The sequence below is a fragment of the Kribbella endophytica genome, assembly GCF_054781295.1.
Genome location: NZ_BAAGUR010000002.1, coordinates 836,802 through 857,950 on the forward strand (window position 1 = coordinate 836,802; position 21,149 = coordinate 857,950).

Sequence of the window (21,149 nt, forward strand, 5' to 3'; positions counted from 1 at the left end):
CACTGGTCGTCACCCTCCGGAGCCGTCACTCCGGTGCCCGGTTCAGGCGGGGTTCCACCCGCTCTCGAGGCGGGTCTTGATCTGCAGCACGCTCTTCACGTACTGCTTGGTGTCGGCGTACATGCCGTTGCGCCGGACGCCGCCGAGGCCCTGGTAGTAGCCGGCGACCGCGATGTCGAGCTTGGCCGCGCCGGTCAGCATCTCGAGCAGTACGACGCCCGCGGTGATGTTGTCCTGCGGCTTGAGCAGGTCGAGCTTGCGGCCGACGATGCCGGAGGCGTACCGCCCGGTCGACGGGATCACCTGCATCGCGCCGATCGCGTTGGCCGGCGAGACGACCCGCTGCTTCCAGCCCGACTCCTGCCAGGAGATCGCGAGGGCCAGCTCGGGGTCGACGCCGTAACGTTTCGCGGTGCTGATGATCGTCGAACGGATCTGTCCGCGGCTGGGCAGCTTGCGGTTCTTCAGCGTGGCGCGGTTCTTGTCCGCGGCATCGACCACGTGGTCGGCGTACTTGCGCCCGGCGAACGTGTCGTTGCGCTTCTTCTTGGACGGCGTTGCCTTCGGCACCGGAACCGGCACCAGGATCGCCTTGCCGACGAAGATCCGGTCGCTGCGCTTCATCGCGTTGACCGACAGCAGGTAGGCCTGGCTGACGTGGTACCGCCGGGCGATGCCGCCGATCGTGTCCCCGGACTTCACGACGTACTTGATCCGGCCGCGGCCCGCCGACGTTGCCGACGGCGCCTGCTTCTTCGGCTGGCCCGGCAGTTGGAGGACCTCACCGGCGTAGATCGCGTTGCCGTTGCCGGGCAGTTCGTTCAGGGCGACCAGGGTCTTGACGGTGGTCCCGTACTTGGCCGCGATGTGACTCAGCGTGTCGCCCTGCTTGACCTTGTACTGGCCGAGTCCGGGCGAGCCGGCGGTGATCACCCCGGCCGCGATCAGCGGGACCGCGATACCGGTGAGCACCTTGACGACGGTCCGTCGCCGGTCGCGTCGTTCGGGCTGGACGTCGTTCTCGGGCTCCGGCGCCGTTGCGCTCGTGTTCGTCATCATCCATCTCCCCGTGTCAACGTCCCTTGACCGTAAGTGGTGGTACTGATGTGACAACAGGGACGGACGGGGCACGGGTTACGGCTGTTACGCAATGTTTACAGTTGACGCCTGAACTACATGGATGTGGTTCACAATCGACGCGCCTGTTGGGGTTTGCGCCGAGGCCGATGCCAGCGGCAACTGGTGCCGAAGGCATCGACCGTCGTACGGCGAACTACAGCGCGGCGCGGCCCTCGAGCGGCGACGAGGCCTGGGCCGCGTGGTACCGGCGGGGGATCCGTCCGGCCAGCAACGCGTTCCGTCCGGCGGTCACCGCGTCGCGCATCGCGGCGGCCATCAGGGCCGGCCGCTCGGCCCGGGTGACGGCCGTCGCCAGTAACACTGCGTCACACCCGAGCTCCATCGCGAGCGCCGCGTCGGACGCCGTACCGATGCCCGCGTCGAGCACGATGGGGACGTTCGCGGCCTCGACGATCATGCTGATGTTGTGCGGGTTGCGGATCCCGAGCCCCGAGCCGATCGGCGCACCGAGCGGCATCACCGCGGCGCACCCGACCTGCTCCAGCCGGCGGGCCAGGATCGGGTCGTCGTTGGTGTAGGCAAGGACCTGGAACCCGTCCGCCGCAAGGGTTTCCGCGGCGTCCAGCAGCTCGACCGGGTCGGGCAGCAGCGTGTGGTCGTCGGCAACGACCTCCAGCTTCACCAGATCGGTCTCGAGCGCCTCGCGCGCAAGACGCGCTGTGAGCACAGCCTCACCGGCAGTGAAGCAGCCCGCGGTGTTCGGCAGTACGGCGATGTCGTGCTTGCGCAGCACGTCGAGCACCGAACCCTGCTGGCTCGGGTCGAGCCGCCGCAGCGCGACCGTGGTCAGCTGCGTGCCGGACGCGATCAACGCCTCCTCCAGCACCTCGAGGCTGGGCGCCCCACCCGTCCCCATCACCAACCGGGACGTGTACTCACGTCCGGCGATCACCAGGATGTCGTCACTCATGCGTTCCTCCTCAACCGCCCTGAACCGCGGTGACGATCTCCACCCGGTCGCCTTCGGTCAACGTCGTCCCGGACCACTCGGTCTTGGTCACCACCGCTTCGTTGACCGCCACCGCGACCCCGATCGGGCTGCGGGCCCACCGGTCCACCACGTCGGCGACGGTCGCCCCGGCGTCGATCTGCTCGGCGGAGCCGTTCACCTGCACGTTCATGACCTCACTCACCCCATCACCTTAGGTACTGCGCCGGCGCCGTCGTGCGCCCGGTCACCCCGTGAGAAGCGGTCGGCGAGGAACGGCTCCGCCAGCTTCGGCAGTACGCCGGTCCGCACGGTCTCGGCGATCACCTGCGCGGTGATCGGCGTCAGCAGTACGCCGTTGCGGTAGTGGCCGGTCGCCCAGAGCAGGCCGTCGATCCCGGACGCGCCCAGTACGGGGGCGTTGTCGGGAGTCGCGGGCCTCAGCCCGGCGACGGTTTCCACCAGTTCCAGCTCGTCCGTGATCGGCAGGACCATTCGCGCGTCGCGCAGGAGCGTGAACACGCCGCCCGCCAGGACTCTGGTGTCGTAGCCGAGCTCGGAGGTCGTCGCGCCGACCACCAGTTCGCCGTCGGGGCGGGGGACCAGGTAGACCGAGAAGCCGCGGGCTGTTGCTCGTACGGTGTGCTGCAGTGCGGGCCGGTACGCCTTGGGCACGCGGAGCCGGAGGATCTCGCCCTTGAGCGGGCGGACGGGTGGGCGGAGCTCGTCGGGGATGCCGTTGAGCTGTGCGGTCCAGGGGCCTGCGGCGGCGATGATGTGGTCGGCGCGGATGGTGTCGCCGTTGTCCAGCTCGACGCCGGTTGCCGTGGTGCCGTCTATCAGGATTTGGCTGACTGATTGGCGGATCAGCGTGACGCCGCTCAGTTCTACAGCTTTGAGCAGAGCCGCGACGGTCTGGCGGTTGTTCACGGAGTGGTCGCCCGGCACCCACACGCCGGCCGTCACTCCGGCGGCCAGCAGGGGTTCCCGTTTGCGGGTCTCGCGGCCGGTGAGCTCCTCGACCTCGAGGCCGAGACGGCGCTGGTACTCCGCGAGGCGGCGAATCGCGGCGGCGTCGTCGGCGTCGTACGCGACAGACAACGTGCCGGTCCTGTGCAGGCCGGCCGGGAGACCGGTGAACGCTTCCAGCTCTTCGGCGAACGCCGGCCAGGCGGCGTTGCTGGCCAGATTGAGCGCGAGCAGGTCGTCCTCGCCGTACTCGACCTCGGTGACGGGCGCGAGCATTCCGGCCGCGACCGAAGATGTCCGAATGCCGGGTGTCGGGTCACATACCGTCACCTGGATACCGTCTGCAGCCAGGCGCCAAGCGGTGGACAAACCGATCAGTCCGCCGCCGATCACCACGACCCCGGACCTCGACTCAGTCATAGAGCTAACAGTACGACGGTATACACGTGGCACGCTTAGCCCTGTGACTGAGCACACCGCGCCACTCCGCGACCGACTCGACGCCGCCCGGCTGTACCTGTGCACCGACGCCAGGCCGAAGCAGGGCGACCTCGAACAGTTCCTCGACGCCGCCCTGAGCGGGGGTGTCGACATCGTCCAGCTCCGGCAGAAGGAGATGGAAGCCGCCGACGAGCTCGCCGCGCTGGAGATCTTCGCCGACGCCTGCAAGCGGCACGGCAAGCTGCTCGCCGTGAACGACCGCGCCGACATCGCGTACGCCGCGGGCGCCGACGTCCTGCACCTGGGCCAGCGCGACCTGCCGGTCCCGCACGCCCGCGCGATCACCGGCCCGGACGTGATCGTCGGGCGCTCCACGCACACGTTCAGCCAGGTCAACGCCGCGGTCACCGAGACCGGGTCGGACTACTTCTGCGTCGGGCCGACGTGGGAGACCCCGACCAAGCCGGGGCGGGCCGCGGCCGGGCTGGAGCTCGTCTCGTACGCCGCCAGCCGGCAGCAGGCCAAGCCGTGGTTCGCGATCGGCGGGATCGACCTGGTGCGGCTCGACGACGTGATCGAGGCCGGCGCGCAGCGCGTGGTCGTCGTACGGGCGATCACCGATGCCGACGACCCGGCTGAAGCGGCCGGCGAGTTCGTACGGCGGCTGCGGAGCGCCTGATGATGAACAACCCGAAGGCCGCGCGGATCGTCGCTGCCGTGGTGGTCGCGATGCTGGTGATCACGCTGGCCGCGTCGTTGTTCGGGTGCGGGGCCTCCGACGGCAAGGCGTCTGGTGAGCCGTCGAAGGACCCGGACAGCGGGCTGGTCTTCGTCGCGGTCGACGACCTGCCGAAGGAGGCGCAGCAGACGCTGACGCTGATCGACAAGGGCGGGCCGTACCCGTACAGCCGCGACGGCGTGACGTTCGGGAACTTCGAGAAGATCCTGCCGAAGCAGGATCGTGGGTACTACCGCGAGTACACGGTGAAGACGCCGGGCGAGAAGGACCGCGGCGCACGGCGGATCGTGACCGGGAAGGGCGGTGAGCGTTATTACACCGACGATCACTACAAGTCGTTCCGCCGGATCGCGGCGGACGGGGGGACCGACGGATGACTGAGCTGCGCGCACTGCTGGACGCCGGACTCCGGCCAGGGGTCTACCGCTGGCGCTCCTCATCGGGCGTTGAGCAGATCGGCCGGCGGGTGACCGGGGCCGGCTGGGGCTTCATCTCGCTCGACACCACCGGAGTGCTCGACAAGGCGGGTTTCCTGGACGTCTGCGCGACTGCCTTCGACCTGCCGCGCTGGTTCGGGCGGAACTGGGATGCCTTGGCCGACTCGCTCAGCGACCGCTCGACCGGCGAGCCCGAGCTCGTCCTGTGGGACGGCTGGCGAGAGCTGCTCGACCACGACCACGACACGGTCGACGTGGCGCTGCAGATCTTCTCCGAGGACGCGAAGGAGTCCGGTCAGCTCCGCGTCTTCCTGCGCGAGGCCGACGACGTCCCGGACCTGATCAGCGACCTGCCGATCCTGTAGGCAGGCCGAAGTAGGACCGTACGCCGGGGCTGTGGGCGACGTGATCGGGCGGGTTGGTGCTCAGATCAGGCAGCCCGACGGAGGTCAGCAGGCCGCCGACCTCCAGCTCCAGGATCTCGGCCGAACGCAGCTCCCAGGCGGCGTGCTCGTTCGGCAGGTACCAGGTCCGACCGAGCCGACGGGTGTGCAGACCCCACCGCGCGGTGAGGAAGAGTTCGAGCTCGGTCACGTCGATCGGTGCGCCCACCTGAACGGCGATCCGACTTGAAGGATCTTGGGTCGTGTAGGTGTGCGTGTCCGCGGTTGCCTCGTACTGCATGGGGGTGTGGCGGTAGGGGAGGGCGAAGATCGTGCGGGCGATGGTGACCACGTCGCGGCGGTTGGCGTCGAGGCTGAGGAAGACGACTCCTCGGCGGCCTGTGTCGTCGACCGAGTACAGGCGGATGTTGGTCTCGAGGAAGTCAGGGAGCAGCACCGGCCCACGGGCGAAGCCGTTGGCGGCCATGCGGAAGGGGATCAGACCGACGTACGCCCTGCCCTCGAAGGTGTCAGGCCGGGTGCCAGCCGGATAGAAATGGGCGATCGACGCGGGATCGACCGCCCAGTGGATGAAGGTCAGGTCGAGCCAGGACTGTCGCAGGAGGCGCGGCCGGGGGAGCGGCGGCGCCTCGGCGGTGACAGGTTCGACCATGCGTTCAAACTAGCGCCCGGTCTCCCGCCGCTTCTGCTCCAGCGCCTCGACGTCGGCGACGAACCACAGCTGCCACCCACGATTGCTCTCCCGCACCCAGTCGCGGAACGGCGTACTGCTCACCTCGTACGACGAAACGTCGCCGACCACCGCCAGCCCCATCCCGTACTGCGCGAACTTCTGCACGATCTCCCCGGCCACCCCGCTGCTCAGCACGAAGAACCCCGCCGGCAGATCCTCGACCCGCACGGCGACCCACGACGCCTGGTGCCAGTACGACGCGTCGCCGATCAGGTCGATCGCGTCCTGCACCGACGTCAGCACCGTCGTACTGACGAAGACGCTCATCGCAGGAACTCCAGCACCCGCTCGGTCTGCGGCGGCAACAAATGCCCGCCCCCGGCAACGACCACCGACCGCCCCGGCAACCGCCGCGCCGTACCGGCCGAGTCGAGCATCTTGTCCTTGCTCCCGACGATCGCCAGCAGGTCGAGCTTCTCCAGCTGCTCGTCGGTGAAGATCGGCAGCCGAACCCGCCGCGGCTCGAAGTGCTTCTGCACCAGCATCCCGAACTCGAGGTACTCCCACCGGAACCCCTCCGGCATCGGCCCGATCACCATCGACACCGCGCGGCGCAAGCCCCATTCACCCAGAGGACGCAGCACCAGAGCGGGCAGTAGCGGCAACACCTTCTGCCTGCTGAACCCGGTCGGCGCCAGCAACGCCATCCGCCGCACCCGCCCCGGCCGCCGCGTCGCGTAGTCCAGCGCGAACCACGCACCCAGCGACACCGCCGCGATCGAGAACTCCTCGACCTTCAGCGCGTCGAGTACATCGTCCAGCCATTCGGCGTACGCCGGTGAACCGATCTCCGGCCGCGGCGACGCACTGAGGCCGGGCTCGCTGATCCCGTCGATCGCGTGCACGCGGAACTCGCGGCTCCACGCCGGGACGTCGTTCGACCAGTCGAGCGTCGTACCGGCGGAGCCGTGCAGGAGGATGAGCGGCGGCGCGTCCGCCGGGCCGCTCGACACCACGTACGTCGGGCCCTGGCGGGTGTCGACCAGGCGTTGCTCGTTCGGTACCGGCCAGTCCGCGAGCAGCGCGCGGTAGCGGGCGTGCACGATGGACTGGCCGGTGGAAGATCGATAGGTCATGTCCCTAAACTACCCTATAAGTCCTTATCTCGGTCTCTATAGGGAATTCTAAGGAAGCCAGATGCGCCAGGAGTTGTACTCGGTCGAGCAGGTCGCCGAGCAGCTGGGCCTGCACGTCCGGACGATCCGGAACTACGTGCGTGACGGCCGGCTGAAGGCGACCCGGATCGGCAAGCAGTACCGGATCACGCGGGAGGACCTGGAGGCGTTCACCGGTACGTCGGTGGTCGCGCCCGGCGCCGTCTCGGCGACCCGGCACGCCGAGGTGTCGAGCATCGTCCAGATCGACGGCGTCGACCGGTCGGGCGCCGACCGGATCACGACGTACGTCACCGCCTCGATCAACCAGGAGGGCATGGGCCGGCTCCGGGTCGAGCTCGCCTACGACGAGACGCGCGGGGTCCTGAAGATCATCATCCTGGGCGACCTGGACATCACCGCCGACGTACTGCGGCTGATCGACGTGATCGTCACCTCTTGAGGCCTAGAGGTGCCGCGAGGTCGCCGCGATCGCGAGGTCGGCCAGCGCCTTGCGGGAGGTCTCGTCCTGGACCGGTGAGCGGTCGAGGGCTTCCATCGCCTCCGCCGTACGCTCGCTGATCAGGTCCTCGCACGCCTGCACCGACCGGCTGTCCTGCAGGATCTCGCGCAGCAACTGGATCTCGTCGTCGTCCAGATCGGCCCGCCCGAACAGCCGCTCGAACTCCGCCAGCTGCACCGGCGACGCGTGATCGACCGCGTGCGCAACCAGAACGGTCCGCTTCCCCTCGCGCAGATCGTCCCCAGCCGGCTTCCCCGTCACCGCCGGATCGCCGAACACGCCGAGCAGATCGTCCCGCAGCTGGAACGCCTCACCCAGCGGCAGTCCGTACGCCGACAGCGAGTCGATCAGGTGCTGGTCCGCGCCACCGAGCGCGGCGCCGATGTGCAGCGGCCGCTCGACCGTGTACGTCGCCGCCTTGTACCGCAGTACTCGCAGTGCCAGGTCCAGATCCGACGCACCGCTGGCCTGCGCGACGAGATCCAGGTACTGGCCCGCGGTCACCTCGACCCGTACGGCGTCGAAGAACTTCGACGCGCGAGCCAGCGCGGCCGCGTCGAAGCCCGAGGTGTGCAGCATCTCGTCGGCCCAGATCAGGCACAGGTCGCCGAGCAGGATCGCCGCGCCGATCCCGAAGCTGACCGGATCGCCGCCGACACCGCTCGCCTCGGACCGCGCCTGCTGGAGCGCCTCGAACCGCTTGTGCGCGGCCGGCGCCCCGCGGCGGGTGTCGGACGAATCCATCACGTCGTCGTGCACCAGCGCGCTGACGTGCAGCATCTCGAGGCTCGCCGCCGCGGACAGGATCGGCCGCTCCGGGTCGCCGCCGGCAGCCCGGTAACCCCAGTAGCAGAACGACGGCCGCAGCCGCTTGCCGCCGCTGGTCGCGTCCCGCGCGGCCTGGACCTGCTCTGCCAGTTCGGGGCCGAGCTCGGCCAGCCGCTGTTCCTGGACGTCCAGGAACGCGGTCAGCGTGCGCTGGATCTCGGTCGGGATGTCTGCGTCGGCATGCACGTCTCGGAGGGTAGTCCAGCGCCCCGTGACGCGCGTCCCCGGTAGGCTTGCGGGATGGCCAACGGTTACCCCTCGACGCTTCCCGGCAGCACGCCGACGATCCGCGAACTGCTCGCGACGGGCGACCGGTCCTTCTCGTTCGAGTTCTTCCCGCCGAAGACCCCGGAGGCCGAAGAGGTCCTGTGGCGCTCGATCCGCGAGATCGAGAAGCTGCGCCCGTCCTTCGTCTCGATCACGTACGGCGCGGGCGGTACGACGCGCGACGGCACGATCCGCGTCACCGAGCGGGTCGCGCAGGACACCTCGCTCACCCCGCTCGGGCATCTGACCGCGGTCGCGCACTCGCGTGACGAGCTGCGCTCGGTCATCGGCGCGTACGCCGGCGCCGGGATCCGCAACGTGCTCGCCCTGCGCGGCGACCCGCCGGGCGGCCCGCGCCAGCCGTGGGTCGCGCACCCCGAGGGGATGAACCACGCGATCGAGCTGGTCGAGCTGGTTCGTACGCTCGGCGACTTCTGCGTGGGTGTCGCTGCGTTCCCGGACAAGCACCCGGAAGCGGCCGATCTCGACTTCGATGCGCGTGTACTGGCCGAGAAGGCCAAGGCGGGCGCGGACTACGCGATCACCCAGATGTTCTTCGGCGCGGACGACTACTTCAAGCTCGTCGAGCGTGCCTCGGCGCTGGGCTGCGACATCCCGATCCTGCCCGGGATCATGCCGGTGACGAACATCAAGCAGATCCACCGGATGGCCGAGCTCACCGGCATGGCCTTGCCGACGGCTGTCACCGATCGGCTGCATGCCGTCGAGGACGACCCGGCCGCCGTACGGGCTGTCGGCATCGAGATCGCCAGCGAGCTGTGCGACGAACTGCTGACCGGTGGTGCGCCGGGCATCCACTTCATCACCCTGAACCGCTCGACTGCGACCCGCCAGGTCTTCCTGAATCTCAAGGGCACCACGGTCTGACCCACGGGCGCCCCGGCGGCTAGGGTTTGCAGATGGCTGACCCGAGTGACCTGCTGATCGATCGCACGCTGGTGCTCCTGCGGCACGCGAAGGCGGTACCGCCGGAGACGATGGCCGACCTCGATCGCCCCCTGGCCGAGCGCGGCCGCGCCGACGCAGCCGCCGCCGGACGGTATTTGGTTGCCCAGGGCATCGAAGCCGACCTGGTCCTGTGCTCGCCGTCGATCCGCACCACGGAGACCTGGGAGTACGCCGCCCAGGCCGGCGCCACGACGACGGACCTGTGGTTCGACCGCCGAATCTACAACGCCGACGACGAAGGCCTGCTGGACGTCGTACAGGAAGCGTCACCCGAAGCCCGCACGGTGATCCTGATCGGCCACGCACCCGGCATCCCGTGGCTAGCCGACCAACTAGCCCTCGACGGCACCAGCCCCGAACGAGTCGAACTGACCAAGAAGTACCCCACCAGCGGCCTGACCGTCCTCCACCACACCACCCGCTGGTCAGACCTCGCAGCAGACGACTGCGACCTCGTGTCGTACGTCATCCCGCGCGGCTGACTAGGTCGTGAGGCGGTCTGCTTCGGCTAGCAGGAGATTGCCGAAGGGCTGGAAGCCGATGCTGCAGGCGTAGACGCCGCTGAAGACTCGGTGGATGGTTCCCCATTCCCAGATGGCGGTGGCGTCGACGCCCGTGCGAGAAGCCAGGTGCTCGGTCCGCACGTGGAGGTCGTCGCCGAGGTCCGGGTTGCACCGGACGATGGTGCCGAGATCGCAGGCCGGCTCGGCCCGCAGCCCGGCTGGATCGATGAGTTTGTAGCTGCCGTCGCTCGCCTGCAGAGCGTTCATCTCGTGGACGTCACCGTGGACCAGCACCGCGGTCCGGTCGTCGTGGGCGAGGCGACGACGATTCATGCAGTCCAGCGCGTCCGCCACGGTCGCCGGCGAACACGGTCGTCCTGCCTGCTCCCAGAGTTCGGGCAACCGACCGGCGTACAGCTCAGCCAACGTCGCGCCGGTGGGAAGGTCAACGTCAGGACCAACCGGACGCCACAGGCGAACCGCCGCTTCGCACAGCAAATCGTGGCGACTTGCAGGGTCGGTGACGACGTCGTACATCGGAGCCCCAAGGCGCTCCAGCAGAAGGGCTCGTCGACCCAGGTCTTCGCCCAGCAGCTTGGCGCATCCCTCTCCGTCGGCCAGGCGCAACAGCGTGGCCTCCTGGCTGAGGTCCCGACCTGGCACACCAACCTTGAGGACCGCCGGAGTCCCGTAGTCCAGCGTCACCGCGACAACCAGGGCGGCATGACCGCCCTCGAAGCTGGACCCGACCGTCAGCGACCACTCCTGGGCCAGCGACTCCACCACGCCAGGCAGCTCGTCCAGCCAGGATTCGTTCCCATCGGCGACAACCGTCCTGCGGACCTGGTCGGGAATGTCGAGGCTCACACCGCCAACCTAGTTGGTGCGCAGCGGACTCACCTTCGAATAAACGCGGCGCGGAGTGCGTTCGGGTCGCCCCGGAACTGCCCCGCGGAGAGGGCCTGCTCGATGCTGATCGTTCCAGCGGCCAGAGCGACGACCACGTCGGGAGCAGCAGTGAATACCGAGGCCGGCACCCGATCGGGCACGAATGCGCTCGGGCCGTCTTCGTCGACCCTCAAGGCCATGAGGAAGCCGTCCGTCTCGATGCCGAGCTCGACGGGAGGAGAGGCGGTCGCGCCTCGGAGGAGGGCAGGTAACGCCAAAGTCAGCCAGCGCGGCTGAAAGAGGTCGTCGCCTTGGCCGGTCGCCAGCAGCGGAGCGCCCCACCGGCCGAGCGCTTCCATCGGCTCTCGCAACTCCGCTCCCCACGGCGTGAGGGCGTAGACGACGCCCGCGTCCTCGAGGCGGCGCTCGACGATCCCGTTCGCCTCCATGGTCTTCAGTCGCGCGGACAGGAGGTTCGTGGCGATGCCGTCGAGCGAGGTCCTCAGCTCTGTGTAGCGCATCGGGCCCGGCAGCAGCTCGCGCACGACGAGCAACGTCCAGCGGTCGCCGACGACGTCCAGCGAGCGCGCGAGGGCGCAGAACTGGCCGTACGAACGCGCCCCTTTGGCCTGATTGACTTTCTCCATCACGCTTGATTTTATCAAGTGCACGGAGTCGGTGTCGAGCAGAGGAGATTCCGTGGAGCTGAGCATCAGTTGGCCGGCCGTCGTGGCGGCGATCGTGGTCGGAATGGCGGTCGCCTGGGGCTGGTACAGCGACTGGGGGCTGGCCGGCGGCATCTGGCGGAAGCTGACCGGCGTGACCAAGGAGGATTCCGAGAGAGCCGGCAAGCGGCCGTTCGTGGTCCTGGTGGCGTCGATCGTCGTCACCGCACTGGCTCTCGCCGCCGCCAGTTCCATCGCGTCCGGCTTCTTCGGCACCGCCTCCTTCTGGGTCGCTCTGGCGGTTGGGCTCGTAGCGTGGCTCGGCTTCTCGTTGTCGACCCTTGCCCAGCACAACGGCTTCGAGCAGAAGCCTGGTCGGCTCACTGTGATCAACAGTGCCTATCAGCTGGTGCTGTTCCTGGGCATGGCCGTCCCGATCGGCTTGCTGCAGTAACTAGGGCGCCGGGCAGAGGCCGTCTGACGGGAGTTCGCCCGTCAGCAAGTACTGCTCGGCGCGTTTGTCGATGCAGGGGTTTTTCTCGAAGAGGTACGACGCGTGGTTGCCGCCGCCGTCTACGAGGAGGCGTGAGCCCTTCAGGGCCTGGCGCATGCGGAGGGCGCCGATTGCTGGTGTGGCGGCGTCGGTCTTGCCCTGGAGGAGCAGGATGGGCGGGACCTCGACCGACCCGATCCGTACCTCGCGGGCCGGGCCGACCGGCCAGAAGGCGCAGGGGGCGCCGTACCAGGTGTTGAGCCAGGCGAAGAGTGGTGCGCTCGCGTTCGATGCGGCGGTGTCGTTGTGCCACTTGCGCCAGTTGCGGGGCCAGCCGGTGTCCATGCAGTTGTAGGCGAGCTGACCGGAGTCGACCGACTGCGAGGCCAGTTGGTCGGTCGCGGCGAGCAGGGTGTCGGGGTTGCCCTTGCGGTAGTCGGCGATCGCCTGCATCAGGCCGTCCCACGAGTCGTCGATGTACATGCTCGACGCGAGCAGGTCGTCCAGCTCCGCGCCACCCGCCCGACCGCCGGCAGGCTTCGCCGCCAGCGCGCGGTGCACCTGGTCGTACACAGACGCGACAGCGAGCCGCGTCTTGCCCAGGTGGTACGTCTTGTCCCGCGCCGCCGTCCAGGTGAACAGCGCCTGCGCGCGCTTCTGGAGCGCCGGGTTCTGCTCGTACGCCGTGCGGTAGGTGCTGACCATCGGGTCGACGACGCTGTCGAGGATCATCCGCCCGGTGTGCTGCGGGAAGAGCGTCGCGTACGTCGCGCCGAGCTTCGTCCCGTACGAATAGCCGAGGTAGTCGAGCTTCTCCCGGCCCAGCGCGATCCGAATCCGGTCCATGTCGCGGGCGGCGTTCTCGGTGGTGATGTGGGGGAGCAGGTCCTTGGCCTTGGCGCCGCAGCGCGCGGCGACCCGCTGGGCCAGCGAGATCCGCTGCTGTTCCTGGGCGTCGTTGGCCGGCCGGTAGGGGAGTGCGGGATGCGGAGTCAGGTCCGACAGGTCGCCGCAGTCGACCGGGCTGCTCAGGCCGACACCGCGCGGGTCGAAGCTGAACACGGCGTACTGCTCGGCCACGGCCTCCGGCAGCGCCGCGGACACCAGTTGCTCGGTGCCCAACCCGGATGCCCCCGGACCACCGGGGTTCACCAGCATGAAGTGCGAAGCACTCAGACTGCCGATCGCCGACAGCGTCAGCGTGATCTGTCGCCCGTCGGGTTTGGCGTAGTCCAACGGCACCCGAAGCTTGCTGCAGGCAACCTGTCGCGGAACCCCGTCCGGACAGGCACCCCACTTCAGCGTCGTCGCGGTCGCCGGGCCGGACTGCCCGGCGACCAGAACTGCCAAAGATCCCAGCGTGGCAAGGAACGCCACTCCTCGTACGAGGCCGTTCTTCAAGCGCCCAACTACCTTCCTGTCAGGAGGCGCGGGCGGGCAGCCAATGAGTCGTGCTGTTGATGGTGATCATCCGCTGGGTGGCACGGGTCAGGACGACGTACAACGCGCGGACGCCCCCGAGAGTATCGCTGACGATCCGGTCCGGCTCCACCACCACGACCGCGTCGTACTCGAGTCCCTTGGATTCAAGGGGTGTGAGCGTCGCGATCCGGGGATCGTTGAGCTCGGCAAGCACCGCGTCGACGGCCGGCCGCAGCTTCGGCGGCACGATCACGCCGACCGTGCCCTCGACCAGGTCGAGCAGCTCGGCGGCCGCGTCGGCCGAGGCCTCGGCGACCTTGCCGGCGTCGAAGATCCGGTGCTCCGGGTCGACACCGGTACGCCGTACGGCGTCCGGCAGGTCGGCGTCCGGGATCTGTTGCCGGATCACCTCACCGGCGAACGCGTAGATCTCGGCCGAGTTCCGGTAGTTGGTCGACAGCCGGAACGTGTGCCGCTGCAGATGCGACAGCATCGTCTCCATCGCGGTCCGGGCCTCGTCCGGGTCCGGCCACGAGCTCTGCGCCGGGTCGCCGACGATCGTCCAGCTCGCCTGCGGACCGCGCCGTGTGACCATCCGCCACTGCATCGGCGACAGGTCCTGGGCCTCGTCGACGAGGACGTGCGCGTACTCCTCGGGCTCGTCGGCCTCGGCCGCGGCGGCCGCGCGGGCCCGCCGCTCGGAGGTGGTGAGCACCTCGTTGACGCCGTCCGACAGGCCCTCGAGCCAGTCGAACTCCTCGTCCTTGCCCGCCTCGGGGATCGGCGCCCGGCCAAGCAGATGGGTCAGCTCGTCGAGCAGCGCGACGTCGGCGACGGTGATCTCGTCCGTGCCGGCGACTCCGGCCGCGAGCGTCTCGATCTCGGCCGGGGTCAGGTCGTGCCGCGCCCAGCGGGTCAGCCGCCGCGCGTCGCCGAGCCAGCGCAGCACGGTCTGCGGCGTCAGCACCGGCCACCAGGCCGCGAAGAAGGTCCGGTACGCCGGGAGGTCGGTGACCTGGTCGCCGAACGACTCGCGATCGGCGTAGACCCCGTTGCGCAAGTCTTCGGGGAAGCGGCTCCACAACGCCGCGACGAGTCCCTTGCGGGCCTCGGCCGCGGCGCGGTTGCGCGGCGTACGGCGAAGAGCGTTCCGGCGTACGTTGTCCAACTGGTTCGCGTCCAGCTCGACGTTGCCGCCGCCGACGAAGACCCGCAGCGTGGTCGGCGCGCTCGGAACCCGGTCGCGGGCCGCGCGGGACAGCAGACCGGTCATCCGCAACGAGCCCTTGATCGCCGCGACGTCGGCCTCGTCGATCGCCGTCGCGCGAACGCCGTCGACGAGCTCGCCGACCGCGCGGAGGGAGACCGTGTTCTCGCCGAGGCTCGGCAGGACGCGCTCGATGTAGGCCATGAACGCGGACGACGGCCCGACCACGAGCACGCCGCCGCGCTCGAAGCGGCGCCGGTCGGAGTACAGCAGGTACGCCGCGCGGTGCAGCGCGACGACGGTCTTGCCCGTCCCCGGACCACCGCCGATCACGGTGACGCCGCGGGCAGGGGCCCGGATCGCCTGGTCCTGCTCGGCCTGGATGGTGGCCACGATGTCGCGCATCGTGTGCCCACGGGCCCGCGACAGCGACGCCATCAGCGCGCCCTCACCCATCACCGGCAGGTCCTCGGGCGCCCGCTCGGGACCGAGCAGGTCGTCCTCGATGCCGATGATCTTGGCGCCCTTGTTGCGCAGGACGCGACGCCGGACGACGCCGAGGCGGTCGGTCGAGGTCGCGCGGTAGAACGGCTCGGCCGCGGGGGCCCGCCAGTCGATCACGAGCGGCTCGTACTCGGCGTCGCGGACGCCGATCCGGCCGACGTACAGGCTCTCCAGGTCGGCCGCGCGCTCGGCCGGCGGCTGCTCGTCGCCGCCGTCGGAGTCGAGCCGGCCGAAGACCAGGCCCTCGTGCTCGGCGTCCAGCTCGGCGATCCGCCGGGCCGCCGCGAAAACGAGGACGTCGCGCTCGTACAGGCCGGTCTGCTCCTCCTCGCGGACCCGGCCGACGTTCTGCGCCTGGGCGCGTTGATGACCCTCGACCGCGATCCGGGACGCCGATCGGGAAGCGGCCTCGACCCGGTCGTAGACCCGGTCGACGTGCTGCTGCTCGAACTCCAGTTCAGCCCTCTCGACCGACTCGGAATCGGGTGACGTGGGGGTTTGGTCCACCGGGGTCCTCTCTACTGCCGGGGCAGTTTCCCCCGACACGGAACACATGAACGATCAATCTTAGTGCGCCGGTGACGGCGACCCCAGGGGAGGTCTCAGGTTGGCCGCTTACGCCTTGCCGACGGCGTCGGCGACGATCGCCGCGCCGAGGGTCGTCGCCGGTACGCCGCCGCCTGGATGAGCGCCCGCGCCCACGCAGTACAGGCCCTTGACCGGCGACACGTTGGCCGCACGGCGGGCGGCGGTCTTGTAGCCCTCCCAGGCCACACCGGTCGCCCAGGAGGCCGACGTCTGGCGGCTGACCACCTTGTCCCGGATGTGCAGCCCGCGGGCGACCAGCAGGTCGACCACGTCGTCGGTGGGGTAGCCGTGGACCAGCACCGACCAGGCGGTGTGCCCGGCGGGCGCCGTACCGCCGGTGCGGACTGTGACCGTCGGCGTACCGTGCAGGACCGTCTCGAACGGCAGCTCCGGCACAGGCCCCTGCAGACCGAGGTGTACGACGTACGCCGCCTGCGCCTGGTGAGTGCGCTCGACCTGCTTGCGCACCTTCTTGGCAGCCGGGTCGCTGACCAGCTGGGTGTAGAGGACTCGCGGGTCGATGTCGCTGACCACCACCTCGGCCGTCAGCTCGGTCCCGTCGGCCAGCCTGACTCCGGTGACCACACCGTCCTTGCTGGTCACTGCGGCGACCTCAGCCTTGGTCCGGACGTCGATCTTCCGCTCGACCGCCCGCTGCGCCAAGGCGTCGGCCACAGCGGCGAAACCACCAGCCACGGTCCAGCGCCCGAACGTGCGCTCCAGGTACGACCAGACCCCGACGTACCCGGGAGTGAGCCGGGCCTCCGACCCGTGCTGTGTCGCGTAGTACCGCAGTACGGCGCGCGCCCGGTCGTCGTCCAGGTGACGGTCTGCGACGCGGTCCAGCGACTGCCACGGCTTCAGCCCGCGGATAGCGGGCAGCGGGAGCCGGTCCATCAGCGGTGGCTCGAGCGAGGTCTTGCGGAGGATCTGCCAGGTCTCGCCGTACGAGTCGACCAGGCCGGTCCAGGCCTCGGCGGTCTTCTCACCGGCCAGGTCGGTCCAGGTCTCCAGCTGGGCCGCGCGGTCGCCGACCGGGAGGTCCAGCACCGAGCCGTCGCCGAACAGGTGCCGGCGCGGTGTGGTGACCGGGTCGAGCTGGACCAGGCTCTCGATCGGGCGGCCGGACTTGCGGAACAGGTCGCGCAGGGCGGCCGGCAGCGTCGTACTGGCTGCTCCGGCGTCCCAGCTGAAGCCGTCGGCCTCGACCCGGCCGAGGGCGCCGCCGAGACGGTCCTCGGCCTCGCAGACGGTGACCTGGTGGCCGAGCTTGGCCAGGCGGACAGCAGTGGCGAGACCGGCGAGGCCGGCCCCGATGACGATCACGCGGGACATCAGAGGGTGGTGCTCCCAGTCGCTGGATTGCTTCGTCGTTCCCGCCAGGCCCGGAACCTGACGAGGCCGCGCCGGATCGCGCGCAGAGCGAGGTAGACGCCGATCAGGCCGATCACCAGCAGCACCGCCGCGATGATCAGCGCGGCGGTCGGGTGGAAGGCCGCCAGCGAGACCACGCCGAGCACGGCGACGTCCTCGCCGGAGGAGGCGGCGATGTTGGTGACGGGTTCGGGCGAGGTGTTGATCGCCAGCCTCAGGCTCGACTTCACCAGGTGCGAAACCAGTGCGACGACACCGCCGGTGGTGGCGATGAACGCCTGCTCCAGGCTGCTCGCCTGGCCGGCCATCAGGGCCGCGATGATCGCGCCGACCGTGGGCCGGATGACCGTCGAGATGGCGTCCCAGGCGGAGTCGACGTACGGGATCTTGTCGGTGACGAACTCGACCAGGAACAGCACGCCGGCCGCGATCAGCACGCCGTTGGAGGTCAGCGCGGTCGGGACGTCGTCGACGTCGGCGAAGCGGCCGAGCAGCCCGAGGACGAGCACGCAGGCGTAGGCGTTGATCCCGCTCGCCCAGCCCGACGTGAAGGCCAACGGCAGCGCTTCCATACTGTTGCTCCGAACTCGATCGCGGTCAGTAACGAACCTCGTGCCGCGAGTTTTGGTTAACCGTTGACATCCGCTCCGCCTCGACCCAGAGTGAACAGGCTGCCGGTCTGCGTGACCGCCACACACTCCAGATCAGGGAGAACGAACATGCGTCGTCGTCCGAAGATTCTCGCCGCCCTGGCCGCGTTGGCGCTGCCCATAGCCGCGATCGGCGTGTCGTCGAGCGGGCCGCCGGCCGAGGCGTCCACGCCGGCGCCGGGCCTGGCGGCCGCGTTCCAGTCCGCCGCGCAGCAGTACGGCGTACCGGAGTCCGTCCTGCTGGCCGTGTCGTACGCGGAGACCCGCTGGGACGACCACCAGGGCAAGTCGAGCACGTCGGGCGGCTACGGGCCGATGCACCTGACCGCTGCCGACCCCAGTGCGCTGGTGGAGCGCTCGGCCGGGCAGAAGCTCGCCAAGGGCGACTCGCTGCGCACTCTGTACGAGGCATCCGACCTGACCGGGCTGGACCCGGTCGCACTGCGCAACGACTCCGCGGCCAACGTGGCGGGCGGTGCTGCGGTACTGGCGTCGTACCAGAAGTCGCTGGGGCTGCCTGTCGGTGCTGAGACCTCACCGGCCTCTTGGTACGGGGCTGTGGCGTCCTACTCCGGGGCCCCGGACCGGGTGGGCGCTGCCGGCTTCGCCGACGACGTCTACGCGATCCTGGCCCGCGGTGCGTCCCGTACGACGAACGTCGGGCAGCAGGTGTCGATGCCGGCTGTCGCGGTGTCGCCTGAGCGGGGTCAGGTGTCGCGGCTGAAGCTGGCTGCTGGTTCGAAGGGCGGCTCTGACGTCGAGTGCCCGGCCGGACTGGCCTGCGAGTCGCTGCCGGCGCCGTACGAGTCGACCGGTGCGACGCCGGGTGACTACGGCAACCACGACCTGGCCAACCGGCCGAAGACCGGCAAGATCGACTACATCGTCATCCACGACACCGAGGGCGGCTGGCAGGGCACGCTGAACCTGGTGCAGGACCCGACGTACGTGAGCTGGCAGTACACGATGCGCTCGTCGGACGGGCACACCTGGCAGCACGTGAAGGCCGACGACGTCGCCTGGCACGCCGGCAACTGGTACGTGAACATGCACAGCATCGGGATCGAGCACGAGGGCTTCGCCGCCCAAGGTGCGACCTGGTACACCGAGGCGCTCTACCGGAACTCGGCGCGGCTCGTGAAGTACCTGGCCAAGAAGAACAACATCCCGTTGGACCGGGCGCACATCATCGGCCACGACCAGGTGCCGGGGACGATTCCGTCGACCGTCGCGGGGATGCACTGGGATCCGGGACCGTACTGGGACTGGGAGCACTACTTCGACCTGCTCGGGGCGCCGATCTACGGGCACAAGATCTTCCCGGTTCGTGCTGGTTCGATCGTGACGATCAAGCCCGGTTTCGCTTCGAACGTGCAGGTCGTGACCGACTGCGTGACGGCCGGTACGGCGTGCGCGCCGCAGGGCACGAACTTCGTCTACCTGCGCCAGGCGCCGGACGACGCGGCGCCGCTGGTCAAGGACCTCGGGCTGCGCCCGGGCTCGTCGGCCTCGACGACGCAGGTCTCCGACATCGGTGCGCGGGCGGCGGCTGGTTCGCAGTACGTCGTGGCGCAGCGGTCGGGGGACTGGGTGGCTGTTTGGTACCTGGGCGCGCTGGCCTGGTTCAAAAGCCCGGCGTCCGCTCCTGACGCGTTCGCCAAGCCGGGGCTCGTGGTGAAGCCGAAGGCGGGCAAGACCTCGGTGCCGGTCTACGGTCGCGCGTACCCGGAGCAGGCGGCGTACCCGACGGGCATTCCGTACCAGACCGTCACGCCGCTGCAGTACTCGATCCTCGCGGGCCAGGCCTACCCGGTCGGCGACGCGAACATCGAGACCGACTACTACCGGGCCACCACCTTCGACGGGCAGCCGCCGACCGATCACGTGCAGGTGCTCGGCAAGGACCGGTACTACCAGATCTGGTTCGGCCACCGGATGGCGTACGTCCGGGCCGCCGACGTGGACCTGCGCCCGGCGATCTGACCGCCTGACAGTGCGAGACTGACTGTGTGACCGACCACGTGAGCGACGAAGCCGTTCAGCAACTGCTGGACGGCTTCGTCGCGTCCGCTGCCTCGATGCCGGCCCAGGCGATCTGGGTCCATGGCTCGCTCGCCCTCGGCGACTTCGTGCCGTCCCGCAGCGACGTCGACCTGGTCTGCGTCGTCGCGGGCCAACCCGACCCCGCGGCCATCAAGGCGATCCACCAGCCTTTGACCTCGTCGCTGGGCCGCCGGCTGCACTGCACCTACGTCGCCGCAGACTCCCTGGCCGACCCCACGCTCCGCCACCCGACGTTCGCCCAGGCGCACTACATGACCCGCCCGGTCACCCCCGTGACCCGCCGCGAACTAGCCCTCAGCGACCGCTCGCTGCTCGGCCCACCACCCTCATCGTTGCTCCAGGCAACCACCGACGCGGAGCTCGCGGACTTCATCCGCGCCGACCTGTTGACCTTCTGGCAACCGGTCACGCGAAAACGCGCCCCCTGGCTCCGCGACATCTGGATCGATTTGGCGATGCTCACCCTCGCCCGCGCCGAAACCACCCTCCGCACCGGCACCCTGATCACCAAGCAGGCCGCCCTCGCCCACCTGCCGGCCCTCGGCGCCCCCGCCGCAGTAGTAGCCGACATCCACCACCGCCGCTACGGCGGCGCAGCCGACCGCTCCCTGAGCTGGCGCCTCCACCGAGCCGACCTCACCCGCACGTACCTCAGAACAACAATCCCCACCGTCGCGCAACTTGCGCAGTGAGGTCGTCCTCAGACAGCCCGACCCCGACCCGAATCCCGTTCAACTGCAGGGCTTCCACCTCGGCCCCCACCCGCTCGGTGAACCGCCGATCACGCTCCAACAGGTTGCCCAGCGCCCGCGCGGGATCGGACGTGTTACCCGCGATGTCCCACGCTAGTTGACGACGACCGGGGTGCCGTTGGTCAGCGTGAGCAGTTCGGCGTACGTGGTGGGGAAGATGGAGTGGGGGATACCACCGGCGGCCCAAACCTCGGCGTACTGGTCGAGGGCGGTGTCTACGAGGGTGCGGACGGGCGCCGGGTGGCCGACGGGGGCGACGCCGCCGATGGACTGGCCGGTGTGTTGTTTCACGAACTCCGGGGTGGCTCGTTTGAGCTTGGTCAGGCCGAGCTCGGCGGCCAGCTTGGCGGTGTCGACGCGGTGCGCGCCCGAGGTGAGGATCAGGACCGGCGTACCGTCGCCGTCGAAGATCAGGCTGTTGGCGATCGCGCCGACCGCGCAGCCGAGCTCCTCGGCCGCGGCTGCCGCGGTCGGGACGGCTTCGTCGAGGATCCGGATCTCGCCGGTCGCGCCGGCCGCCGCCAACGCGTCCGCGACCCGCTGGACATTGGGATGAGTGATCACGCT

At 69.5% G+C, this 21,149-nt stretch carries 24 protein-coding genes; 9 read left to right on the forward strand and 15 right to left on the reverse strand.

The window, feature by feature from the left end; all coding sequences use genetic code 11:
• Positions 1-42: 42 nt before the first annotated feature.
• From ACYVIO_RS22345 to thiO, 4 genes are all read right to left on the reverse strand, one after another.
• On the reverse strand, positions 43-1,056 hold the full coding sequence (locus tag ACYVIO_RS22345; RefSeq protein WP_460652799.1) for a LysM peptidoglycan-binding domain-containing protein: 1,014 nt from the start codon (positions 1,054-1,056) through the stop codon (positions 43-45).
• A gap of 217 nt (positions 1,057-1,273) precedes the next feature.
• Positions 1,274-2,050, reverse strand: a complete 777-nt coding sequence (locus ACYVIO_RS22350; protein ID WP_460652800.1) for a thiazole synthase — start codon at positions 2,048-2,050, stop codon at positions 1,274-1,276.
• 10 nt (positions 2,051-2,060) lie between these two features.
• Positions 2,061-2,273 carry a sulfur carrier protein ThiS gene (thiS, locus tag ACYVIO_RS22355; RefSeq protein WP_460652801.1) on the reverse strand — a complete coding sequence of 71 codons (213 nt, stop codon included), beginning with the start codon at positions 2,271-2,273 and terminating at the stop codon, positions 2,061-2,063.
• Positions 2,270-3,457 (reverse strand): glycine oxidase ThiO, encoded by a 1,188-nt coding sequence (gene thiO, locus ACYVIO_RS22360; RefSeq protein ID WP_460652802.1) that lies wholly within the window; start codon positions 3,455-3,457, stop codon positions 2,270-2,272. The genes thiS and thiO overlap by 4 nt, the downstream gene beginning before the upstream one ends.
• A 43-nt stretch (positions 3,458-3,500) precedes the next feature.
• Here thiO and thiE point away from each other — a divergent pair, with 43 nt between their 5' ends.
• Genes thiE through ACYVIO_RS22375 form a run of 3 tightly spaced genes read left to right on the forward strand, consistent with a single transcriptional unit; the run spans position 3,501 to position 5,019 of the window.
• On the forward strand, positions 3,501-4,157 hold the full coding sequence (gene thiE, locus ACYVIO_RS22365) for a thiamine phosphate synthase (protein ID WP_460652803.1): 657 nt from the start codon (positions 3,501-3,503) through the stop codon (positions 4,155-4,157).
• A complete protein-coding gene (locus tag ACYVIO_RS22370; RefSeq protein ID WP_460652804.1) occupies positions 4,157-4,594 on the forward strand; it encodes a guanyl-specific ribonuclease in 438 nt (145 codons plus the stop codon). The genes thiE and ACYVIO_RS22370 overlap by 1 nt, the downstream gene beginning before the upstream one ends.
• Entirely contained in the window at positions 4,591-5,019 is a 429-nt protein-coding gene (locus tag ACYVIO_RS22375) for a barstar family protein (RefSeq protein ID WP_460652805.1), read from the forward strand. Before ACYVIO_RS22370 ends, ACYVIO_RS22375 begins: the two co-directional genes overlap by 4 nt.
• Here ACYVIO_RS22375 and ACYVIO_RS22380 read toward each other — a convergent pair.
• From ACYVIO_RS22380 to ACYVIO_RS22390, 3 genes are read right to left on the reverse strand one after another with little or no spacing between them, the layout of a single operon-like run.
• Positions 4,997-5,710 (reverse strand): YqjF family protein, encoded by a 714-nt coding sequence (locus tag ACYVIO_RS22380; protein ID WP_460652806.1) that lies wholly within the window; start codon positions 5,708-5,710, stop codon positions 4,997-4,999. The two genes, ACYVIO_RS22375 and ACYVIO_RS22380, sit on opposite strands and share 23 nt — an antisense overlap.
• A 9-nt stretch (positions 5,711-5,719) precedes the next feature.
• The gene (locus ACYVIO_RS22385) at positions 5,720-6,058 is read right to left on the reverse strand and encodes a DUF4180 domain-containing protein (protein WP_460652807.1); all 339 of its coding nucleotides are present in this window, start codon (positions 6,056-6,058) and stop codon (positions 5,720-5,722) included.
• Positions 6,055-6,867, reverse strand: a complete 813-nt coding sequence (locus tag ACYVIO_RS22390; RefSeq protein WP_460652808.1) for an alpha/beta fold hydrolase — start codon at positions 6,865-6,867, stop codon at positions 6,055-6,057. The genes ACYVIO_RS22385 and ACYVIO_RS22390 overlap by 4 nt, the downstream gene beginning before the upstream one ends.
• Before the next feature lie 61 nt (positions 6,868-6,928).
• On the opposite strand from ACYVIO_RS22390, the gene ACYVIO_RS22395 reads away from it, so the two are divergent.
• Positions 6,929-7,348: a helix-turn-helix domain-containing protein gene (locus ACYVIO_RS22395; RefSeq protein WP_460652809.1), complete on the forward strand. Its 420-nt coding sequence runs from the start codon at positions 6,929-6,931 to the stop codon at positions 7,346-7,348.
• A gap of 3 nt (positions 7,349-7,351) precedes the next feature.
• On the opposite strand, the gene ACYVIO_RS22400 is transcribed toward ACYVIO_RS22395, so the two are convergent.
• Positions 7,352-8,422, reverse strand: coding sequence for a polyprenyl synthetase family protein (locus tag ACYVIO_RS22400; RefSeq protein WP_460652810.1), 1,071 nt, complete (start codon positions 8,420-8,422; stop codon positions 7,352-7,354).
• Between the two features lie 54 nt (positions 8,423-8,476).
• On the opposite strand from ACYVIO_RS22400, the gene metF reads away from it, so the two are divergent.
• Together metF and ACYVIO_RS22410 are read left to right on the forward strand one after the other, a co-directional pair.
• Entirely contained in the window at positions 8,477-9,391 is a 915-nt protein-coding gene (metF, locus tag ACYVIO_RS22405) for a methylenetetrahydrofolate reductase [NAD(P)H] (protein WP_460652811.1), read from the forward strand.
• 32 nt (positions 9,392-9,423) lie between these two features.
• The gene (locus ACYVIO_RS22410; RefSeq protein WP_460652812.1) at positions 9,424-9,954 is read left to right on the forward strand and encodes a SixA phosphatase family protein; all 531 of its coding nucleotides are present in this window, start codon (positions 9,424-9,426) and stop codon (positions 9,952-9,954) included.
• Here ACYVIO_RS22410 and ACYVIO_RS22415 read toward each other — a convergent pair whose 3' ends face one another.
• Both ACYVIO_RS22415 and ACYVIO_RS22420 read right to left on the reverse strand, forming a co-directional pair.
• Positions 9,955-10,842 carry an aminoglycoside phosphotransferase family protein gene (locus ACYVIO_RS22415; RefSeq protein WP_460652813.1) on the reverse strand — a complete coding sequence of 296 codons (888 nt, stop codon included), beginning with the start codon at positions 10,840-10,842 and terminating at the stop codon, positions 9,955-9,957.
• A 29-nt stretch (positions 10,843-10,871) separates the two neighbouring features.
• Positions 10,872-11,510 carry a winged helix-turn-helix transcriptional regulator gene (locus tag ACYVIO_RS22420; protein ID WP_460652814.1) on the reverse strand — a complete coding sequence of 213 codons (639 nt, stop codon included), beginning with the start codon at positions 11,508-11,510 and terminating at the stop codon, positions 10,872-10,874.
• A 52-nt stretch (positions 11,511-11,562) separates the two neighbouring features.
• Here ACYVIO_RS22420 and ACYVIO_RS22425 point away from each other — a divergent pair, with 52 nt between their 5' ends.
• Positions 11,563-11,982 carry a DUF1761 domain-containing protein gene (locus tag ACYVIO_RS22425; RefSeq protein ID WP_460652815.1) on the forward strand — a complete coding sequence of 140 codons (420 nt, stop codon included), beginning with the start codon at positions 11,563-11,565 and terminating at the stop codon, positions 11,980-11,982.
• Here ACYVIO_RS22425 and ACYVIO_RS22430 read toward each other — a convergent pair whose 3' ends face one another.
• The 4 genes from ACYVIO_RS22430 to ACYVIO_RS22445 all read right to left on the reverse strand — a co-directional run bounded on the left by ACYVIO_RS22430 (position 11,983) and on the right by ACYVIO_RS22445 (position 17,688).
• Complete coding sequence (locus tag ACYVIO_RS22430; RefSeq protein WP_460652816.1) at positions 11,983-13,422, reverse strand: alpha/beta hydrolase; 1,440 nt, start codon at positions 13,420-13,422, stop codon at positions 11,983-11,985.
• A gap of 19 nt (positions 13,423-13,441) precedes the next feature.
• Positions 13,442-15,661 (reverse strand): HelD family protein, encoded by a 2,220-nt coding sequence (locus ACYVIO_RS22435; protein ID WP_460652817.1) that lies wholly within the window; start codon positions 15,659-15,661, stop codon positions 13,442-13,444.
• A gap of 108 nt (positions 15,662-15,769) precedes the next feature.
• Positions 15,770-17,077, reverse strand: coding sequence for a phytoene desaturase family protein (locus tag ACYVIO_RS22440; RefSeq protein WP_460652818.1), 1,308 nt, complete (start codon positions 17,075-17,077; stop codon positions 15,770-15,772).
• Positions 17,077-17,688, reverse strand: coding sequence for a DUF4126 domain-containing protein (locus tag ACYVIO_RS22445; RefSeq protein ID WP_460652819.1), 612 nt, complete (start codon positions 17,686-17,688; stop codon positions 17,077-17,079). Before ACYVIO_RS22445 ends, ACYVIO_RS22440 begins: the two co-directional genes overlap by 1 nt.
• Before the next feature lie 147 nt (positions 17,689-17,835).
• Here ACYVIO_RS22445 and ACYVIO_RS22450 point away from each other — a divergent pair, with 147 nt between their 5' ends.
• Positions 17,836-19,749: an N-acetylmuramoyl-L-alanine amidase gene (locus tag ACYVIO_RS22450; protein WP_460652820.1), complete on the forward strand. Its 1,914-nt coding sequence runs from the start codon at positions 17,836-17,838 to the stop codon at positions 19,747-19,749.
• Positions 19,750-19,775: 26 nt separating this feature from the next.
• Positions 19,776-20,522: a hypothetical protein gene (locus ACYVIO_RS22455; protein ID WP_460652821.1), complete on the forward strand. Its 747-nt coding sequence runs from the start codon at positions 19,776-19,778 to the stop codon at positions 20,520-20,522.
• 153 nt (positions 20,523-20,675) lie between these two features.
• Here the strand turns inward: ACYVIO_RS22455 and ACYVIO_RS22460 are convergent, their stop codons facing one another.
• A complete protein-coding gene (locus ACYVIO_RS22460) occupies positions 20,676-21,146 on the reverse strand; it encodes a YbaK/EbsC family protein (RefSeq protein ID WP_460652822.1) in 471 nt (156 codons plus the stop codon).
• Between the last annotated feature and the right edge of the window lie 3 nt (positions 21,147-21,149).

What these genes read in the sequence shown, in the direction of transcription:
- ACYVIO_RS22345 (WP_460652799.1), bottom strand. Translation starts at nt 1,056, where the DNA reads ATGACGAACACGAGCGCAACGGCGCCGGAGCCCGAGAACGACGTCCAG.
- ACYVIO_RS22350 (WP_460652800.1), bottom strand. Translation starts at nt 2,050, where the DNA reads ATGAGTGACGACATCCTGGTGATCGCCGGACGTGAGTACACGTCCCGG.
- thiO (WP_460652802.1), bottom strand. Translation starts at nt 3,457, where the DNA reads ATGACTGAGTCGAGGTCCGGGGTCGTGGTGATCGGCGGCGGACTGATC.
- ACYVIO_RS22370 (WP_460652804.1), top strand. Translation starts at nt 4,157, where the DNA reads ATGATGAACAACCCGAAGGCCGCGCGGATCGTCGCTGCCGTGGTGGTC.
- ACYVIO_RS22375 (WP_460652805.1), top strand. Translation starts at nt 4,591, where the DNA reads ATGACTGAGCTGCGCGCACTGCTGGACGCCGGACTCCGGCCAGGGGTC.
- ACYVIO_RS22380 (WP_460652806.1), bottom strand. Translation starts at nt 5,710, where the DNA reads ATGGTCGAACCTGTCACCGCCGAGGCGCCGCCGCTCCCCCGGCCGCGC.
- ACYVIO_RS22385 (WP_460652807.1), bottom strand. Translation starts at nt 6,058, where the DNA reads ATGAGCGTCTTCGTCAGTACGACGGTGCTGACGTCGGTGCAGGACGCG.
- ACYVIO_RS22390 (WP_460652808.1), bottom strand. Translation starts at nt 6,867, where the DNA reads ATGACCTATCGATCTTCCACCGGCCAGTCCATCGTGCACGCCCGCTAC.
- ACYVIO_RS22395 (WP_460652809.1), top strand. Translation starts at nt 6,929, where the DNA reads ATGCGCCAGGAGTTGTACTCGGTCGAGCAGGTCGCCGAGCAGCTGGGC.
- metF (WP_460652811.1), top strand. Translation starts at nt 8,477, where the DNA reads ATGGCCAACGGTTACCCCTCGACGCTTCCCGGCAGCACGCCGACGATC.
- ACYVIO_RS22410 (WP_460652812.1), top strand. Translation starts at nt 9,424, where the DNA reads ATGGCTGACCCGAGTGACCTGCTGATCGATCGCACGCTGGTGCTCCTG.
- ACYVIO_RS22420 (WP_460652814.1), bottom strand. Translation starts at nt 11,510, where the DNA reads ATGGAGAAAGTCAATCAGGCCAAAGGGGCGCGTTCGTACGGCCAGTTC.
- ACYVIO_RS22440 (WP_460652818.1), bottom strand. Translation starts at nt 17,077, where the DNA reads ATGTCCCGCGTGATCGTCATCGGGGCCGGCCTCGCCGGTCTCGCCACT.
- ACYVIO_RS22445 (WP_460652819.1), bottom strand. Translation starts at nt 17,688, where the DNA reads ATGGAAGCGCTGCCGTTGGCCTTCACGTCGGGCTGGGCGAGCGGGATC.
- ACYVIO_RS22450 (WP_460652820.1), top strand. Translation starts at nt 17,836, where the DNA reads ATGCGTCGTCGTCCGAAGATTCTCGCCGCCCTGGCCGCGTTGGCGCTG.